Source organism: Microbacterium sp. NPDC055502 (genome assembly GCF_053643635.1).
On sequence record NZ_JBSHKJ010000002.1, the window covers coordinates 713,749 to 728,955 of the forward strand.

Here is a 15,207-nt window from a genome sequence, read left to right on the forward strand (position 1 = left end):
AGGGCGGCCGCGCGTCGTCACTCCGACAGCGGCTGCTTCGGCAGGCGCCGCACCTTCGCCCGGCGACGACGACGCTCCGGGATCATCGAGCGCATCTCTTCAAGCTTGCCGAAGCAGAACAACCGGTCGTCCGCCTCCAGCACGACGTGCTTGCGCGGGTTCGGGATCACGCTCACCCCGCGGTGCAGCGTGAGCACGGTGATGTCACGCTCCCACAGTCCGGCTTCACCCAGGGTCTTTCCCACCAGGTCGGCGGCGCCGTGCACCATCAGCTCCGCCACGCCGTACCCCGTCGACACCGTCAGACGCTGTCGCACGTCGATCTCGGGGAACGCCACCTGCCCGGCGATGTAGTCGATGATGGCGCCGGCGACGTCGAGCTTCGTGGCCGTCTCGATGCCCTGCAGTCCCGGCGAGGAGTTCACCTCCATGACGAGCGGTCCCTCGTCGCCCTCGAGCATGTCCACTCCCGCCACCCGCAGCCCCATGATCTGCGCCGAACGGACGGCCGCCCGCTCGTACACCGGGTCGAGCTCGATCGCCTCCACCGATCCGCCGCGGTGCACGTTCGAGCGGAACTCGTCGCCGGCCGCCGAGCGCCGCATCGCCGCGACGACGCGGTCGCCCACGACCAGCGCACGGATGTCGCGCCCACGACTCTCGGAGATGAACTTCTGGATCAGCACGTTCTGCTTCGTGGAGTGCAGGGTCTCGATGATCGCCTCGGCAACCTTGACCTGTGGGGCGAGGATCACGCCGATCCCCTGCGTGCCCTCGAGCAGCTTGATCACGACGGGTGCACCGCCGACGCGCTCGATCGCCGGGCGCACATCGGCGCGGTTGCGCACGAAAGCGGTGGGCGGCATCGCGATGTTGTGCCGGGAGAGGATCTGGTTGGCGCGGAGCTTGTCGCGCGCGCTCGAGATGCCGTTGGCGGTGTTCGGGGTGTACACGTCCATCTGCTCGAACTGGCGGACCACCGCCGTACCGAAGTAGGTGATCGAGTTCCCGATGCGCGGCAGGATCGCGTCGTAGTCGCTCAGCTGGCGTCCCCGGTAGTGCAGGTCGGGTTCATCGGAGGTGAGGTCGATCGCGAAGCGAAGGGTGTTCAGCACCTTGACGTTGTGCCCCCGCTGCAGCGCGGCGGCCCGGAGGCGCTGGGTGGAGTACGCCTGCGGCGCACGGGACAGCACTGCGATCTTCACGGGGGATTTCCTGCCAGGATGTATCAGGTGAGTAGGTCTACCCATTCAAACACCCTCACGGGGTGGCGAGAGTGGGTCAGCCTGCCCGATCTCGGCGTCGACTGGATCAAGGCGAAGATCGACACCGGCGCGCGCACCTCATCGCTACACGCGTTCGACGTGCACGAGTTCGAGCGTGAGGGCGAGGCGTGGGTCCGCTTCCGCGTGAACCCGTGGCAGGACAGCCAGGACGACGCGGTCGTCGTCGAGTGCCCTGTGCACGATCGCCGCGCCGTGCGCAGCTCGTCCGGGCACGCGCAGGAGCGTCTGGTGGTGCAACTGATCATCCGCCTGGTCGACCGCGAGGTGCTGGCCGAGGTCACCCTCAGCAACCGGGACGAGATGGGGTTCCGCATGCTCATCGGTCGCGAGGCCCTGCGTCACGGCTACGTCGTGGACCCCGCGCGCTCGTTCCTCGGTGGAAGGGCACCGCGCGAGGCACGCCGCCGCAACCGGGGACGCGCCTGAGGGAAGCGGGCGACCCGACGCGGCTCAGGCGCGGATGAGGACGGTGCCGACCGCCTTGTCGTGCAGACCGCGCTGATCCGCATCCCAGACGACCGCCGGAATCACGACGAGCAGCAGCAGCGTGCGAACGACCGGCCGCCACAGCCCGATCCAGGCGCCGTCGAGACGCACCAGGCGCATGCCGAGGATGCGGTGACCCGGGCTACCCCCCGCGGTGGGGATGAACAGGATCTGCAGGACCGCGAACACCAGCAGCGGGGCGAACTGCGTCAGACCCGCCTCGGACGGCAGCGCGAACTGGTCGAAGCCGAGGAAGCCGGTGGCGATGATCGTGGCGGCCGCATAGTCGATCACGAGAGCGCCGATGCGTCGTCCGGGACGAGCAATGCTTCCCGTTCCCGACTCCGGGAGTCCGAGTCGTTCACCGGGGTACCTGTTCACCGCATCCGTCACCACACCAGCCTACCGAGCCGCCGGAACCGCCCCTTCCGCCCTCACGCTGTAACACGCTCGAAACAAAGCGGATACCGTGGAGAAATCCCCCGTCCGTACTGTGCAGAGTGGCCCCGAAGCCATCGATCCGCATCACAGGAGTCGTTACATGTTCAAAGATTCGTCCGAGGTACTGGCCTACATCAAGGAGAACGACGTCAAATTCCTTGACATCCGGTTCACCGATCTCCCTGGCGTGCAGCAGCACTTCAACATCCCTGCGGCGACGGTCGACGAGGCCTTCTTCACAGACGGGCAGCTGTTCGACGGCTCCTCGATCCGCGGCTTCGCGAGCATCCACGAGTCGGACATGCAGCTCATCCCCGACGTGACGACGGCCTACATGGACCCGTTCCGCGAGGCGAGCACCCTCGTGATGATCTTCGACATCTACAACCCGCGCACCGGCGAGATCTACTCGAAGGACCCGCGTCAGGTCGCCAAGAAGGCCGAGAAGTACCTCGCGTCGACCGGTATCGCCGACACCGCGTACTTCGCGCCCGAGGCCGAGTTCTACATCTTCGACGACGTGCGCTACTCCGTCACGGCGGGCGAGAGCTTCTACAAGGTCGACTCCGAGGAGGCCGCGTGGAACACCGGTCGCGAGGAGGAGGGCGGCAACCTCGCCAACAAGACCCCGTACAAGGGCGGCTACTTCCCCGTGAGCCCGGTCGACAAGACGGCCGACCTGCGCGACGACATCACGCTCAAGCTGATCGAGGCCGGCTTCATCCTCGAGCGCTCGCACCACGAGGTCGGCACGGCGGGCCAGCAGGAGATCAACTACCGCTTCGACACGATGGTGCACTCGGCGGACGACATCCTGAAGTTCAAGTACATCGTGAAGAACACGGCCGAGGAGTGGGGCAAGGTCGCCACCTTCATGCCCAAGCCGCTCTACGGTGACAACGGCTCCGGCATGCACACGCACCAGTCGCTGTGGAACGACGGCAAGCCGCTGTTCTACGACGAGGCCGGCTACGGCCAGCTCAGCGACATCGCCCGCTGGTACATCGGCGGCATCCTGGCGCACGCTCCCGCGCTGCTCGCCTTCACGAACCCGACGCTGAACAGCTACCACCGTCTGGTGAAGGGCTTCGAGGCTCCGGTCAACCTGGTGTACTCGGCCGGCAACCGCTCCGCCGCGATCCGTATCCCGATCACGGGCTCCAACCCGAAGGCCAAGCGCATCGAGTTCCGCGCTCCCGACGCCTCCGGCAACCCGTACCTCGCCTTCGCGGCGCAGCTCATGGCAGGTCTCGACGGCATCAAGAACCGCATCGAGCCGCACGAGCCGGTCGACAAGGACCTCTACGAGCTTCCGCCCGAGGAGGCCAAGAACATCCCGCAGGTGCCGAACTCGCTGCTCGACTCGCTCGAGGCACTCCGCAACGACCACCAGTTCCTCCTCGAGGGCGGCGTGTTCACCGAGGAGCTCATCGAGACCTGGATCTCCTACAAGTACGAGAACGAGATCCTGCCGATCGCGCAGCGTCCGCACCCGTTCGAGTACGAGCTGTACTTCGGGGTCTGACCCGCACCGCGAAGCGCCCGCCGGGATTCCTGGCGGGCGCTTCCGCGTGTCCGGGGGTCATTCCACACACCCTCTTGCAGGTCCCTGCCCCGGAGTCAAGCCCGAAGACGGGAATCGTGCAGGGCCCTAGCGTGAGAGAGTCGCCGGGCTACCCGACCCGGCGACGGGGAGGCGGCACCATGTGGACGCAGGAGGCGACGCCGACCGAGGCTCTGCTCGACAGCCGATACCGGCTGGGCGATGCCGTGGGCGTCGGCGGCATGGCGACCGTGTACCGCGCCGAGGACATCGCGCTGGAGCGCACGGTCGCGGTCAAGATCTTCCGCACCTCGGACGATGCCGTGACCTCGACGGACCGCGCGCACTCCGAGAAGGCGCTGCTCGCCTCCCTCAATCACCCCAACCTGGTCACGCTCCTCGACGCCCGCCTCGACCCCGGCCGGGCGATGTACCTGGTGATGGAGTTCGTTCCCGGCCCCACGCTCAGCAGCCGCCTCTCCCGCTCCGCCGTGACCCCCCAGGAGGTCGCGACGATCGGTGCCGACGTCGCCTCCGCCCTCCATGCCGCTCACGCGGCGGGCATCGTGCACCGTGACGTCAAGCCCTCCAACGTTCTCCTCACCCCGCCGACGTCGGGCAGCGACCGGTGGACGGCGAAGCTCGCGGATTTCGGGATCGCGTGCATGATCGACACGTCGCGGGTCACCGCGCCGGGCATCGTCCTCGGCACCCTCACGTACATGGCGCCCGAGCAGCTGCGCAACGGCGAGGTACGGCCGTCGGTCGACATCTACGCGCTGGGCCTTGTGCTCCTGGAGGCACTGACCGGCACACCCGGCTTCGCGCCCACCCTGAGCGTCGAGACCGCCCTCGCCCGCCTGCACCTGGCGCCGGACGTTCCCGCGTCGCTCGGACAGGACTGGGGGCGGCTGCTCACCGCGATGACGAGCATCGACCCGGCCGAACGGCCGCACGCCGCCGAGGTCGCGGTCGAGCTGCGGCGGTTGAGCGAAGCACTCGCGGAGGCCGCCGAGCGCGCCACCGCTCCCCTTCCCGCCGTCGTCGCGCCCGCCGCCACGCGCGTCCTGCCCATTCCCGGCTTCCCCTCGCCCGCCGCATCCTCGGCGCCCGTGGCCCCGCTGGTCATCCCTCCCGTGCCGCCGCTCCCCGCCCCCGCGGCTCCGGCTCGGCCGCTCACCCGTGCCCAGGCCCGGCGGCGGCTCGCCGCCCGTGCGGTCGCTGCACCGCGCCGGACACCGCGGCGACGCGACAGTCTGCTCTTCGCCGCCGTCGTCGCCATCGGAGCCGTCACCACGATCGCGGTGTCGCTGTCGGGCCAGGGCACGCAAGTCGTGGCGAGCTCCGGCGCCGTGCTCAGCGGGATCTCCTCCGTCGAGTCGCCCACGGCCGCCGAGACGGCCCCGCCCACCGTCGTCGAGGTGCCCGCGGCCGTCGCTCCCGCCCCCGCCGAGTCCCTCACCGTCGAGTCCGTCGGCGACGAGCATTCGACCGACCATGCCGACGACAACCCGGCTGCACAGCAGGACAACGGCAAGGGCAAGGGAGCGAAAGGCAACGGCGAGGGCACGAGGGGCGGAAAGCCGGGTTCCGCGGACCAGGGTTCGCCGACCACGGACGATCGAGCCGCGGTCGAGACGCCCGGCAAGGGCGATAAGGGCAAAGGCTCGCAGGGCAAGGGCTCGGACGACTAGGCCCGGCGTTCAGCCGCACGCCCTCGGGTGTCGCTGAGCGCGCCGGGCCCCGGTGTGGAGCAAGATCGAGTGCGAGCACGCACAGTTGGAGGGGACATGCGCCGCAGGAGAATCATCGCGACCGACGAGGCGCAGACCGTATCGGCCCAGCGCCGCTCCCCCACCTCGGTGGTCGCAGGGGCGAGAGCGAACCCGTTCATGTTCGGGCTGCTGGGAGCCCTGGGCGTCCTGGTCGCTCTCGCGATCGGCGGCATCGTCAATCAGCTCGCGACCGTGCTGGTCTACATCGGCGTCGCGATCTTCCTCGCGCTCGGACTCGACCCGATCGTCACCAGCATCGAGCGCAAGCTCCCCCGTCCCGCCGCCGTCGCGATCGTCGTCGCCGGCGTCGTCCTCGCGTTCGCCGGGATCATCCTCGCCATCGTCCCGATCCTCGTCGAACAGATCACCAACCTGATCAAAGACGGTCCGAAGATGATCGAGGACTTCATGAAGACGGACTGGTACAAGGACATGAGCGCCCAGTTCGGCTCGACCATCACCGATGCCGTCAACGGCGTGCTCGGCTTCGTGCAGGACCCCGACAACTTCTTCGACATCGGCGGCGGTGTCTTCGCGGTCGGCGCCGGGATCGCCGGAGGCATCACCGGCGTCACCATCGTCCTGATCCTGACGCTGTACTTCATGGCGTCGCTGCGCAGCATGAAGCGCGTCGCCGCTCGCTTCGTGCCCGCCTACCAGCGCGACACGTTCAGCGAACTCCTGGAGGACGTCTCGAGCGCGGTCGGTCGCTACGTGATCGGTCAGGCGAGCCTCGCCCTGACCAACGGCGTGCTCAGCCTGATCTTCCTCAGCATCATCGGCGCACCGGTGCCGGCGCTGCTGGCCCTCATCGCCTTCATCGGCTCGATGATCCCGCTCGTCGGAACCCTGTCGGCATCGATCATCATCTCGCTGATCTGCCTGTTCGAGTCGCCCACGACCGCGCTCATCGCGATCATCTACTACCTCGTGTACATGCAGATCGAGGCATACGTGCTATCGCCCCGCATCATGAGCCGCGCGGTCGCCGTTCCGGGGGCTCTCGTGGTGATCGCGGCCGTCGCGGGTGGTGCGCTCGGCGGGATCCTCGGCGCGCTGGTGGCCATCCCGATCGCGGCGAGCATCATCATCATCGTGCAGAAGGTGGTGTTCCCGACACAGGACCGGAAGAAGACACCACCGGCCGTGACGGTCGCGTGATCAGCGGACGGTGACGGCGCCCGCCTGCACGCGCACCGCGAACGACGAGATCTCCCCGACCTCCTCGCCGTCGATCTCGAACATCTGCGGAGCCGCAAGGCGCACCTCGATGCGCTCGGCGGAGACGTGCGTGGTGGAGTCCGTGCTCACCGCCTGATCGACACTCCCGAGAATCCGTCGGATGCCGTTGTCCCACACCACGGAGCGGACGGTGTCGAGCCACTGGAGCGGTCCGTCGGCGCTGATCAGCAGCATGTCGAGGAGCCCGTCGTCGACGAGGGCGTCGGGCAGCAGCCGGATGCCGCCCTGCAACATGCCGCAGTTTCCGATCAGGAGGGTGTGCCCACGCAGCTCCTGCGGCTCACCGTCGTCCAGCTGCAGCGTGATGTCGGTCATCTCCGTGCCGGCGAGTGCCCGGCCCATCGCCTCGACGTACGCGAGCCATCCCGCGCGGTCCTTGAGGTCGTCATTGGTCTCCACCAGCATCTGGGCATCGACGCCGAAGCCCACCATGACCGAGAACGCGTGCTCCTCCCCGTCGATCTCGACCCATCCGAGGTCGATGTTCCGCGGCTCGCTGTCGCGGACGTGCTCCAGCGCGGGAAGGACGCCCTCCAGGGGGATGCCGAGGTTGCGGGCCAGGAGGTTGCCGGTGCCCTGCGGCACGATGCCGAGGGCGACCCCGGTCTCCGCGAGGGCCTCCGCGACCGCTCGGATGGTCCCGTCTCCGCCCACCGCGATGACCGGGTCGCAGCCCTCCGCGACCGCCTCCGCCGCCATGCCACGGCCCGCGTCCTCCGGGGTGGTCTCCCACCAGCGGATGTCCGCGTCATCGCCGAACGCGAGCCGGACGGCCTCCTCGAGAACCGCCCTGTCCGACTTCGTGGGATTCCAGATCACTGCCAGAGGAGAAGACGTCATGCGCTCAGCCTGGGCGACCGGAGCCGTTCCCGCAACTCGGTTGACAGTCACCCGTAGAACAGGTGCTCGAAGGTCCGCCGAGCCCGGCGCGTGACACCCAGGTAGTCCTCCTCGAGCTGCGTGGCCGCGCGGTTCGGGTAGCCCAGCAGCCGCGCCAACGCGTCGAGCTGCCGGCGGTCGGCCGGGAGCACGTCGCTGGTCTGTCCGGTGAGCAGGGTGATGGCCGACCGGAGCCGGCTCGACAGCAGCCAGGCGGCCCGCAGACGCTCCGCGTCCTCCTCCTCCACGAGCCCGGCAGCGACCGCCGCGTCCAGCGCCCGCAGTGTCGAGGTGGTGCGGAATCCCGGCACCTCCGCCGCATGCTGCAACTGCAGCAGCTGCACGAGCCACTCCACGTCGCTCAGGGTTCCCGGTCCGAGCTTGAGGTGCCGCCGCGGATCCGTGCCCTGCGGCAGCCGCTCCCCCTCGACCCGCGCCTTGATGCGCTTGATCTCCCTCAGCCCCTGGAGGTCGACCGTGTCGGGGTAGCGGATCGAATCGGCGAGCTCCGTGAACCGCGCGATCAGCTTGACGCTCCCCGCGACGCCCTGCGCGCGCAGCAGCGCCTGCGCCTCCCACGACAGGGACCAGCGACGGTAGTACGCCGTGTACGCGTCGAACGAGCGCACCAGCGGACCGTTGCGCCCCTCCGGACGCAGTCCGGCGTCGAGCTCCAGCGGCAGCCGGTGGTCGGTGAGGTGCTCGCGCAGACCCGCCACGATCTTCGTGGCGAGCTTCTCGGCGCGCTGCGGATCCACGCCGTTCGCGTCGTACACGTACAGCACGTCCGCGTCGGAGCCGAACCCGAGCTCGCCACCGCCGAACCGGCCCATCGCGATCACGGCGAAGTCGAGCGCCGCGTCCTCCGGCGGCACGACCTCACGCATCACCGCGCGCAGCCCGGCCTGGATCGTCGCGGCGGTGATGTCGGTGAGGGCCGTCGCCACCTCCTCGATCGTGAGCACGTCGAGCACCGCGCCCATGGCCGTGCGCAGCAGCTCGCGCCGCCGCAGGGCCCTGACCGCCCGCAGCGCGTCCGCGACCGTCTCGTGCCGCGTCTGGATCGCCCGCGCCTCCTCGTCCAGCGCCTCCGCGCCACGTGGTCGCAGGCGCTCCGTGCTGTCGAGCCAGGCCACGGACTCCGGGATCCATTCGAGCAGCTCCCCGATGTAGCGCGACGACGACAGCAGCCGCGTGAGGCTCTCGGCGGCGCCGGAGGAATCCCGCAGCATCCGCAGGAACCACGAGGTGTCGCCCAGCCGCTCGCTGATGCGACGGAACGCCAGGAGCGCGTAGTCCGGGTCGCTGCCGTCGGCGAACCAGCGCACCATGATCGGCATCAGGTGCCGCTGGATCGTGGCCTTGCGGCTCAACCCTCGCGTCAGGGCACCGATGTGGCGCAGCGCCCCGGCCGGGTCGCGGAACCCGATCGCCGCGAGCCGGTCGTGCGCCTGCTCCAGCGACAGCGTGCGCTCCTCCTCCGGCAGACCGGCGACCGCGCTCAGCAGCGGGCGGTAGAACAGGCGCGTGTGGATCTCGCGCACCTCGCGGCGCACGGCCTCCCAGCGCGCCCAGATGGCGTCGCCGCTGTCGGCCAGTCCGGTCGCGCGGGCGAGGAACCGTCGCCCGGCCGGCGTGCGGGGCATCAGGTGCGTGCGGGAGAGCTCGCGCAACTGCAACCGGTGCTCCATGAGCCGCAGCACGCGGTAGTCGGCGGCGAAGGTCGCCGCATCCGCCCGGCCGATGTACCCGCCGTCGACGAGGGCGTCGAGGCTCTCCAGCGTGCCGCGGGTTCGCAGCGTCTCGTCGGTCAGCCCGTGCACGAGCTGCAGGAGCTGCACCGTGAACTCGATGTCGCGCAGACCGCCCGCGCCGAGCTTGAGCTGGTACGGCGCGTCCTCCGGATCAATGTGCTCCATGACCCGTTCGCGCATGCGCTGCACGTTCTCGACGAACTCCTCGCGCGCGGCGCTCGACCACACGAGGGGCTGCACGGCCGCGATGTACTCCGCGCCCAGCACGGGGTCGCCCGCGAGCGGCCGTGCCTTCAGCAGCGCCTGGAACTCCCACCCCTTCGCCCAGCGGTCGTAGTAGGCGGCGTGCGAGGCGAGCGAGCGCACCAGGGCCCCCTGCTTGCCCTCGGGCCGCAGCGCCGCATCGACCTCCCACAGGGGCGGCTCGACCTCGATCGCGCTGAGGGCACGCATCGTCTCGCGCGCCAGTCGCGTCGCGATGTCGATGGCCCGCGCCTCCGACGCGACCGCGTCATCGGCGGTTCCCGCGACGAAGATGACGTCGACGTCGCTGACGTAGTTCAGCTCCCGCGCGCCGGCCTTGCCCATGCCGATGATCGCGAGCCGGGTCGCGGCGAGCTCGTCGTGGCCGGTGCTCGCGCGCAGCCGCGCCCGCGCTACCGCCAGCGCCGCCTCCAGCGCCGCACCGGCGAGGTCGGCCAGCGCCGCGGCGACCGCGGGCACCGCGTCCTCCGGGCGCTCGTGCGCGAGGTCGAACGCGGCGATCGCGGCGAGCTCACGCCGATACGCCACGCGCACCGCCACGACCGCGTCGTCGTCGCCCGCCGCCGCGACACCGTCGCTGGCGTCCACGGCGGCGAGGAGGCGGCTGCGCAGCGCGTCGGCCGATGGCAGCGCTGACACGGGCTCGCTGAGCACGGAGAGCTGTGCGGGGTGGCGCAGGAAGAACTCGGCGAGCCCGGTCGAGGCGCCGAACACCCGCCACACCGTGCGGCGCGTCTCCGCATCGTCGACGAGCGGCCGCACCGCCTCCGGGTCACGGCGCGCCACCCGGAGCAGTCCGCGCACCGCGGCATCCGGGTCTGCGGCGCCCATGCCGTCGAGCAGCCCCGCACGGGGTCGGTCCAGCAACGACTCCAGCTCTGCCAGCGACGCGGCGGCCTCGGACAGCTCGGAGAAACCGATCCGTGCGAGCGCGGAGAGCGAGACGGAGGCGTCGGGTCGGGCCATGCCGCGCCTCAGAGGAGCTCGAGGTTGTTCTTCAGCTCCAGCGGCGTGACCTGCCCGCGGTACGCCTCCCACTCCTTGCGCTTGTTGAGCAGCACGTAGTTGAACACCTGCTCGCCCAGCGTCTCGGCCACGAGCTCGGACTCCTCCATGTACTCCAGCGCGTGGTCGAGGCTCGCGGGCAGGGCGGAGTAGCCCAGCGCACGGCGCTCGGCGTCGCTCAGCGCCCACACGTTGTCCTCGGCCTCCGGCGGCAGCTCGTACCCCTCCTCGATGCCCTTGAGGCCGGCGGCGAGCATAAGCGCATAAGCCAGGTAGGGGTTCGCGGCCGAGTCGAGCGCGCGGTACTCCACGCGCGACGACTGCCCCTTGTTCGGCTTGTACATCGGCACCCGGACGAGCGCCGAACGGTTGTTGTGACCCCACGTGATGAAGCTGGGGGCCTCGTCGCCGCCCCACAGCCGCTTGTACGAGTTGACGAACTGGTTGGTCACGGCGGAGATCTCGTTCGCGTGCCGCAGGAGCCCGGCGATGAAGTGACGGCCGGTCTTGGACAGCTGGTACTTCGCCCCCTCCTCGTAGAACGCGTTCTGATCGCCCTCGAACAGCGACATGTGCGTGTGCATGCCGCTGCCGGGCTGACCGCTGAGCGGCTTCGGCATGAACGTGGCGTACACGCCCTGCTCGATGGCCACCTCCTTGATAACGGTGCGGAACGTCATGACGTTGTCGGCCGTGGTGAGGGCGTCGGCGTAGCGCAGGTCGATCTCGTTCTGACCGGGACCGCCCTCGTGGTGGCTGAACTCCACCGAGATGCCGAGGTCTTCGAGCATGCGCACCGAGCGGCGCCGGAAGTCATGGGCCGTACCGCCCGGCACGTTGTCGAAGTACCCGGCGGAGTCGACCGGGACCGGACCCTCGGGCCCGAACGACGAGGACTTGAGCAGGTAGAACTCGATCTCCGGGTGCGTGTAGAACGTGAAGCCCGCGTCAGCGGCCTTCGCGAGCGCGCGCTTGAGCACGTGACGCGGATCCGCCACCGCCGGCTGCCCGTCCGGGGTGGTGAGGTCGCAGAACATGCGCGCCGTCGGGTCGATCTCCCCGCGCCACGGCAGCGTCTGGAACGTGGTCGGGTCGGGCTGCGCCAGCAGATCGGACTCGTATGTGCGGGTGAGGCCCTCGATGGCCGAGCCGTCGAAGCCGATGCCCTCCGCGAACGCCCCCTCGACCTCGGCCGGCGCGATCGCGACCGACTTCAGCGTGCCGATCACGTCGGTGAACCACAGCCGCACGAACTTGACGCCGCGCTCCTCGATCGTGCGAAGCACGAAGTCCCTCTGCTTGTCCATGGCTACTCTGCGCCCTGGCCCTTCGCGTCGGAGCCGAAGCCGCTCGACGGCTTCGCGTCCCAGCCCTGCTCCGCGGCCTCCTCCTCGGCCCAGGCACGCGACCGCTCCTGGAGGACCTCGGGCGCACGACGCGCCTCGGCCTCGGTGTCGAAGGGGCCGACGCGGTCGATCGAGGGCGACAGCATGCCGAACTCGACCTCGCCCGTGGCGGAGTTGTACCAGTACTTGTGATCGCCGTCGGTCATGGCTTCTCCTTCTTCCCGCGAGTCGTTCGGGTGATGTCATCGATCCTACTGGCGCACACAGCGGTCGCTAAGCTATCGGCCATGGCAAAAGCGATCGGCGTCGACATCGGCGGCACGGGTATCAAAGCGGGAATCGTCGACCTCGAACACGGCACCATGGCCTCGGATCGGGTACGCGTGCCCACCCCGGAGGGTGCGGCGCCGGAGGACGTGCTCCTCGCCGTGCAGACCGTGCTCAAGACCCTCGACGTGCACGAGTCGACGCTCCCCCTCGGCGTGGCCTTCCCGGCGATCGTCAAGCGCGGCAAGACCCTGTCCGCCGCCAACGTGTCGAAGAAGTGGATCGACTTCGACGCGGAGCGGTTCTTCCGCGACGGGCTCGGCCGCAACATCGTGTTCGTGAACGACGCCGACGCGGCGGGTGTGGCCGAGGCTCGCCACGGTGCCGCGCGCGACGTGATCGGCTTCACGCTGCTCACCACTCTCGGAACCGGGATCGGCTCGGCCTTCCTCTACGACGGCGTGCTGCTGCCCAACACTGAGCTCGGCCACCTCAACTTCCGCGGCTTCGAGTCGGTGGAGACTTGGGCGGCCACCTCCGCCCGCGAGCGCGAAGGGCTCAGCTGGGCCGAGTGGGCGGAGCGGCTGCAGGAGTTCTACTCCCACATCGAGTTCATCTTCAGCCCCGACCTCTTCGTGGTCGGCGGCGGGGTGTCGAAGAACGCGGGCGACTTCCTCCCGCTGCTCGACCTCAAGACCCCGATCGTCCCGGCGATCCACCGCAACAACTCGGGCATCATCGGCGCCGCGTCACTCGCCGGCGACTGACACCCGCGACACGTGGAAGGCCCCGCAGAGCATCTGCGGGGCCTTTCCTCGTGGGGCGAATGGGCCGGCCTGTACGCCGGGTTCTGTTCCGGGGTTCTTCGCCCCTTCGACGGCCATCTCTCTCGGCGACACGTTGCCGTGCCGCTCCAGCGGTCTACCCGAGGACTCGGCGGGCCGCGTCAACATCCTCTGTCTGACCTTGCTCCGGGCGAGGTTTACCTGGCGGGCCGTGTCACCACGGCCCCCGGTGGTCTCTTACACCACCCTTTCACCCTTACCCGCGATCCGAGGATCACGGGCGGTCTGCTCTCTGTGGCACTTTCTCGCGGATCACTCCGGGTGGGTGTTACCCACCGCCCTGCCCTGTGGAGCCCGGACGTTCCTCGGTGCGGTCACCCGCCACGCGACCGTCCAGCCGACCCATTCGCCCCTCCAGTCTACGGCGCTCACTTCTCCGCGGAATCCGCGATGCGCAGGTCGAGCGGCACCTCGATCGGGAACGTGCCGAACAGGCGGGTCGTCGCGACCTCCGCTGCCTCCCGCACCGCCGCCGCGGCGGCCTCGGCGTGCTCGCGCGGGGTATGCACGATGATCTCGTCGTGCAGGAAGAACGCCAGATGCGGCTCGCGGGCGAACGGGCCGGAGGCCTCGGCGGCCCCGAACACGGGCGGCAGCTGCTGCAGCCGGTGCCGGATCTCGGCGAGCCAGATGAGCGACCACTCGGCCGCCGTGCCCTGCACCACGAAGTTGCGGGTGAAGCGTCCCCAGTCCCGGGCTCGCCGACGAGCGAGGGCCACCACGGCGGGATCGGCCTCCGCGGCCGTCGCATCCGACTGCAACCGCATCCACTCGTCCGACGGCCGCGGCGACGACCGGCCCAGCCACGTCGAGACGATCCCGCCGTCCTCGCCCGTGCGCGCCGCTTCGTCGACGAGGGCCATGGCGCGCGGGTAGACGCGGCGCAACCGTGGCACCAGACGGCCGCTGTCGCCGCTCGTCGCGCCGTACATGGCCCCGAGCACCGCGTACTTCGCCTCTTCACGGGTCGCGACCGTGCCCGACGCCACGACACCCGCGTAGAGGTCGCCACCGCGCGCCGCCTCGGCCATCGCTTCGTCCGCCGCCATGGCCGCCAGCATCCTCGGCTCCAGCTGCGCGACATCCGCGACCACCAGCGTCCATCCGGGGTCCGCCCGCACGGCGGGTCGCAGGTTCCGCGGCAGCTGCAGCGCTCCCCCGCCGGCCGAGGCCCAGCGCCCCGTGACCACGCCACCGGGGATGTAGACCGGACGGAACCGCCCCTCGTGCACCCACTCGGACAGCCACGTCCACCCGTTCGCGCTCAGCAGCCGGGACAGCTTCTTGTACGCCAGCAGCGGTTCGACGACGGGATGGTCCTGCGTCGACAGCTCCCACTTGCTCGTGGACTCGACCTGCACTCCGACGCGATGCAGGGCGCGCAGCAGCTTGGGCTGGCTGTCCAGGTGGAGAGTCGCATCGCCGAGGAGCGCTCGCACCTCGTCCGCACGCTCCACCATGTGCCGGGGAAGACCGCCGCCCGCGGGCCGGGCGCCGAGGGCCTCGGTGAGGATCGCGTCGTGCACCTCGGTGTTCCAGGGCAACCCGGCGGCGCGCATCTCCTCGGCGATCAGGCCACCTGCGGACTCGGCGGCGCACAGGAGCGTCAGCCGACCGTCCCGCGCGGCGGCGATCACCCGGCGTTGCGCGCGGTACTGCTCCAGGGCCGCGACGACCGCCGGCTCCCCCGATTCCTCGTCGAACACGTCGAACAGGGAGGGCGTCGCGTCCGCGGGCTGCCGCGGCTCCCAGGCGGCAGACGGAGGCAGCGGCGCGGGCACCGTCGCGGTGTCCCGCAGGATCGCATGGCACAGGACCAGGTCGTGACTGCGGCCGATGCGGACTCCCTCCCGCAGCAGCAGTGCGTACACCTCGGCGGCCGAGCGCAGGATCCACCGGGGGCCGTCCTCCGCCTCCGTCGCGGCGACCCAGGACGCGAGTTCGCCCGCGGGCACGAGCGTCCGACCGCTCTCCCGGTCGTGCTCGTCGAGCTCGACCGCCGCGTACTCGGCCGCCCCGAGCGCGATCAGGGCGATGCGGCGCTCCGTGCCCGACGCCGGCACCGTCATCGGCG

At 70.0% G+C, this 15,207-nt stretch carries 12 protein-coding genes and 1 other RNA gene; 5 read left to right on the forward strand and 8 right to left on the reverse strand.

The window, feature by feature from the left end:
- Positions 1–17: 17 nt before the first annotated feature.
- Entirely contained in the window at positions 18–1,205 is a 1,188-nt protein-coding gene (locus tag ACWH95_RS14460) for a RimK family alpha-L-glutamate ligase (protein ID WP_136030304.1), read from the reverse strand.
- An 18-nt stretch (positions 1,206–1,223) separates the two neighbouring features.
- Here ACWH95_RS14460 and ACWH95_RS14465 point away from each other — a divergent pair, with 18 nt between their 5' ends.
- Positions 1,224–1,712 carry an ATP-dependent zinc protease family protein gene (locus ACWH95_RS14465; RefSeq protein ID WP_136030302.1) on the forward strand — a complete coding sequence of 163 codons (489 nt, stop codon included), beginning with the start codon at positions 1,224–1,226 and terminating at the stop codon, positions 1,710–1,712.
- Between the two features lie 24 nt (positions 1,713–1,736).
- Here the strand turns inward: ACWH95_RS14465 and ACWH95_RS14470 are convergent, their stop codons facing one another.
- Positions 1,737–2,165 carry an RDD family protein gene (locus tag ACWH95_RS14470; protein WP_372490597.1) on the reverse strand — a complete coding sequence of 143 codons (429 nt, stop codon included), beginning with the start codon at positions 2,163–2,165 and terminating at the stop codon, positions 1,737–1,739.
- 148 nt (positions 2,166–2,313) lie between these two features.
- Here ACWH95_RS14470 and glnA (ACWH95_RS14475) point away from each other — a divergent pair, with 148 nt between their 5' ends.
- The 3 genes from glnA (ACWH95_RS14475) (at position 2,314) to ACWH95_RS14485 (ending at position 6,692) form a co-directional block, all read left to right on the forward strand.
- On the forward strand, positions 2,314–3,738 hold the full coding sequence (glnA, locus tag ACWH95_RS14475) for a type I glutamate--ammonia ligase (protein ID WP_136030300.1): 1,425 nt from the start codon (positions 2,314–2,316) through the stop codon (positions 3,736–3,738).
- 179 nt (positions 3,739–3,917) lie between these two features.
- A complete protein-coding gene (locus ACWH95_RS14480) occupies positions 3,918–5,450 on the forward strand; it encodes a serine/threonine-protein kinase (protein ID WP_454120866.1) in 1,533 nt (510 codons plus the stop codon).
- A 96-nt stretch (positions 5,451–5,546) separates the two neighbouring features.
- Positions 5,547–6,692 (forward strand): AI-2E family transporter, encoded by a 1,146-nt coding sequence (locus ACWH95_RS14485; protein ID WP_136030295.1) that lies wholly within the window; start codon positions 5,547–5,549, stop codon positions 6,690–6,692.
- Here the strand turns inward: ACWH95_RS14485 and ACWH95_RS14490 are convergent, their stop codons facing one another.
- The 4 genes from ACWH95_RS14490 to ACWH95_RS14505 are packed head-to-tail and all read right to left on the reverse strand — an operon-like array spanning position 6,693 to position 12,227.
- Positions 6,693–7,613, reverse strand: a complete 921-nt coding sequence (locus ACWH95_RS14490; RefSeq protein WP_136036954.1) for a diacylglycerol/lipid kinase family protein — start codon at positions 7,611–7,613, stop codon at positions 6,693–6,695.
- A gap of 47 nt (positions 7,614–7,660) precedes the next feature.
- Complete coding sequence (locus tag ACWH95_RS14495; protein ID WP_454120867.1) at positions 7,661–10,636, reverse strand: bifunctional [glutamine synthetase] adenylyltransferase/[glutamine synthetase]-adenylyl-L-tyrosine phosphorylase; 2,976 nt, start codon at positions 10,634–10,636, stop codon at positions 7,661–7,663.
- Positions 10,637–10,644: 8 nt separating this feature from the next.
- Positions 10,645–11,982: a type I glutamate--ammonia ligase gene (gene glnA, locus ACWH95_RS14500; RefSeq protein WP_136030252.1), complete on the reverse strand. Its 1,338-nt coding sequence runs from the start codon at positions 11,980–11,982 to the stop codon at positions 10,645–10,647.
- Positions 11,983–11,984: 2 nt separating this feature from the next.
- On the reverse strand, positions 11,985–12,227 hold the full coding sequence (locus tag ACWH95_RS14505) for an SPOR domain-containing protein (RefSeq protein WP_136030250.1): 243 nt from the start codon (positions 12,225–12,227) through the stop codon (positions 11,985–11,987).
- Positions 12,228–12,308: 81 nt separating this feature from the next.
- Between ACWH95_RS14505 and ppgK the strand changes: the two genes are divergently transcribed.
- Entirely contained in the window at positions 12,309–13,055 is a 747-nt protein-coding gene (gene ppgK, locus ACWH95_RS14510; protein ID WP_136036155.1) for a polyphosphate--glucose phosphotransferase, read from the forward strand.
- A 56-nt stretch (positions 13,056–13,111) separates the two neighbouring features.
- Here ppgK and rnpB read toward each other — a convergent pair.
- Positions 13,112–13,478: RNase P RNA component class A (rnpB, locus tag ACWH95_RS14515), an RNA gene on the reverse strand.
- A gap of 23 nt (positions 13,479–13,501) precedes the next feature.
- Positions 13,502–15,202 (reverse strand): bifunctional 3'-5' exonuclease/DNA polymerase, encoded by a 1,701-nt coding sequence (locus ACWH95_RS14520; RefSeq protein WP_454120868.1) that lies wholly within the window; start codon positions 15,200–15,202, stop codon positions 13,502–13,504.
- Positions 15,203–15,207: the final 5 nt, after the last annotated feature.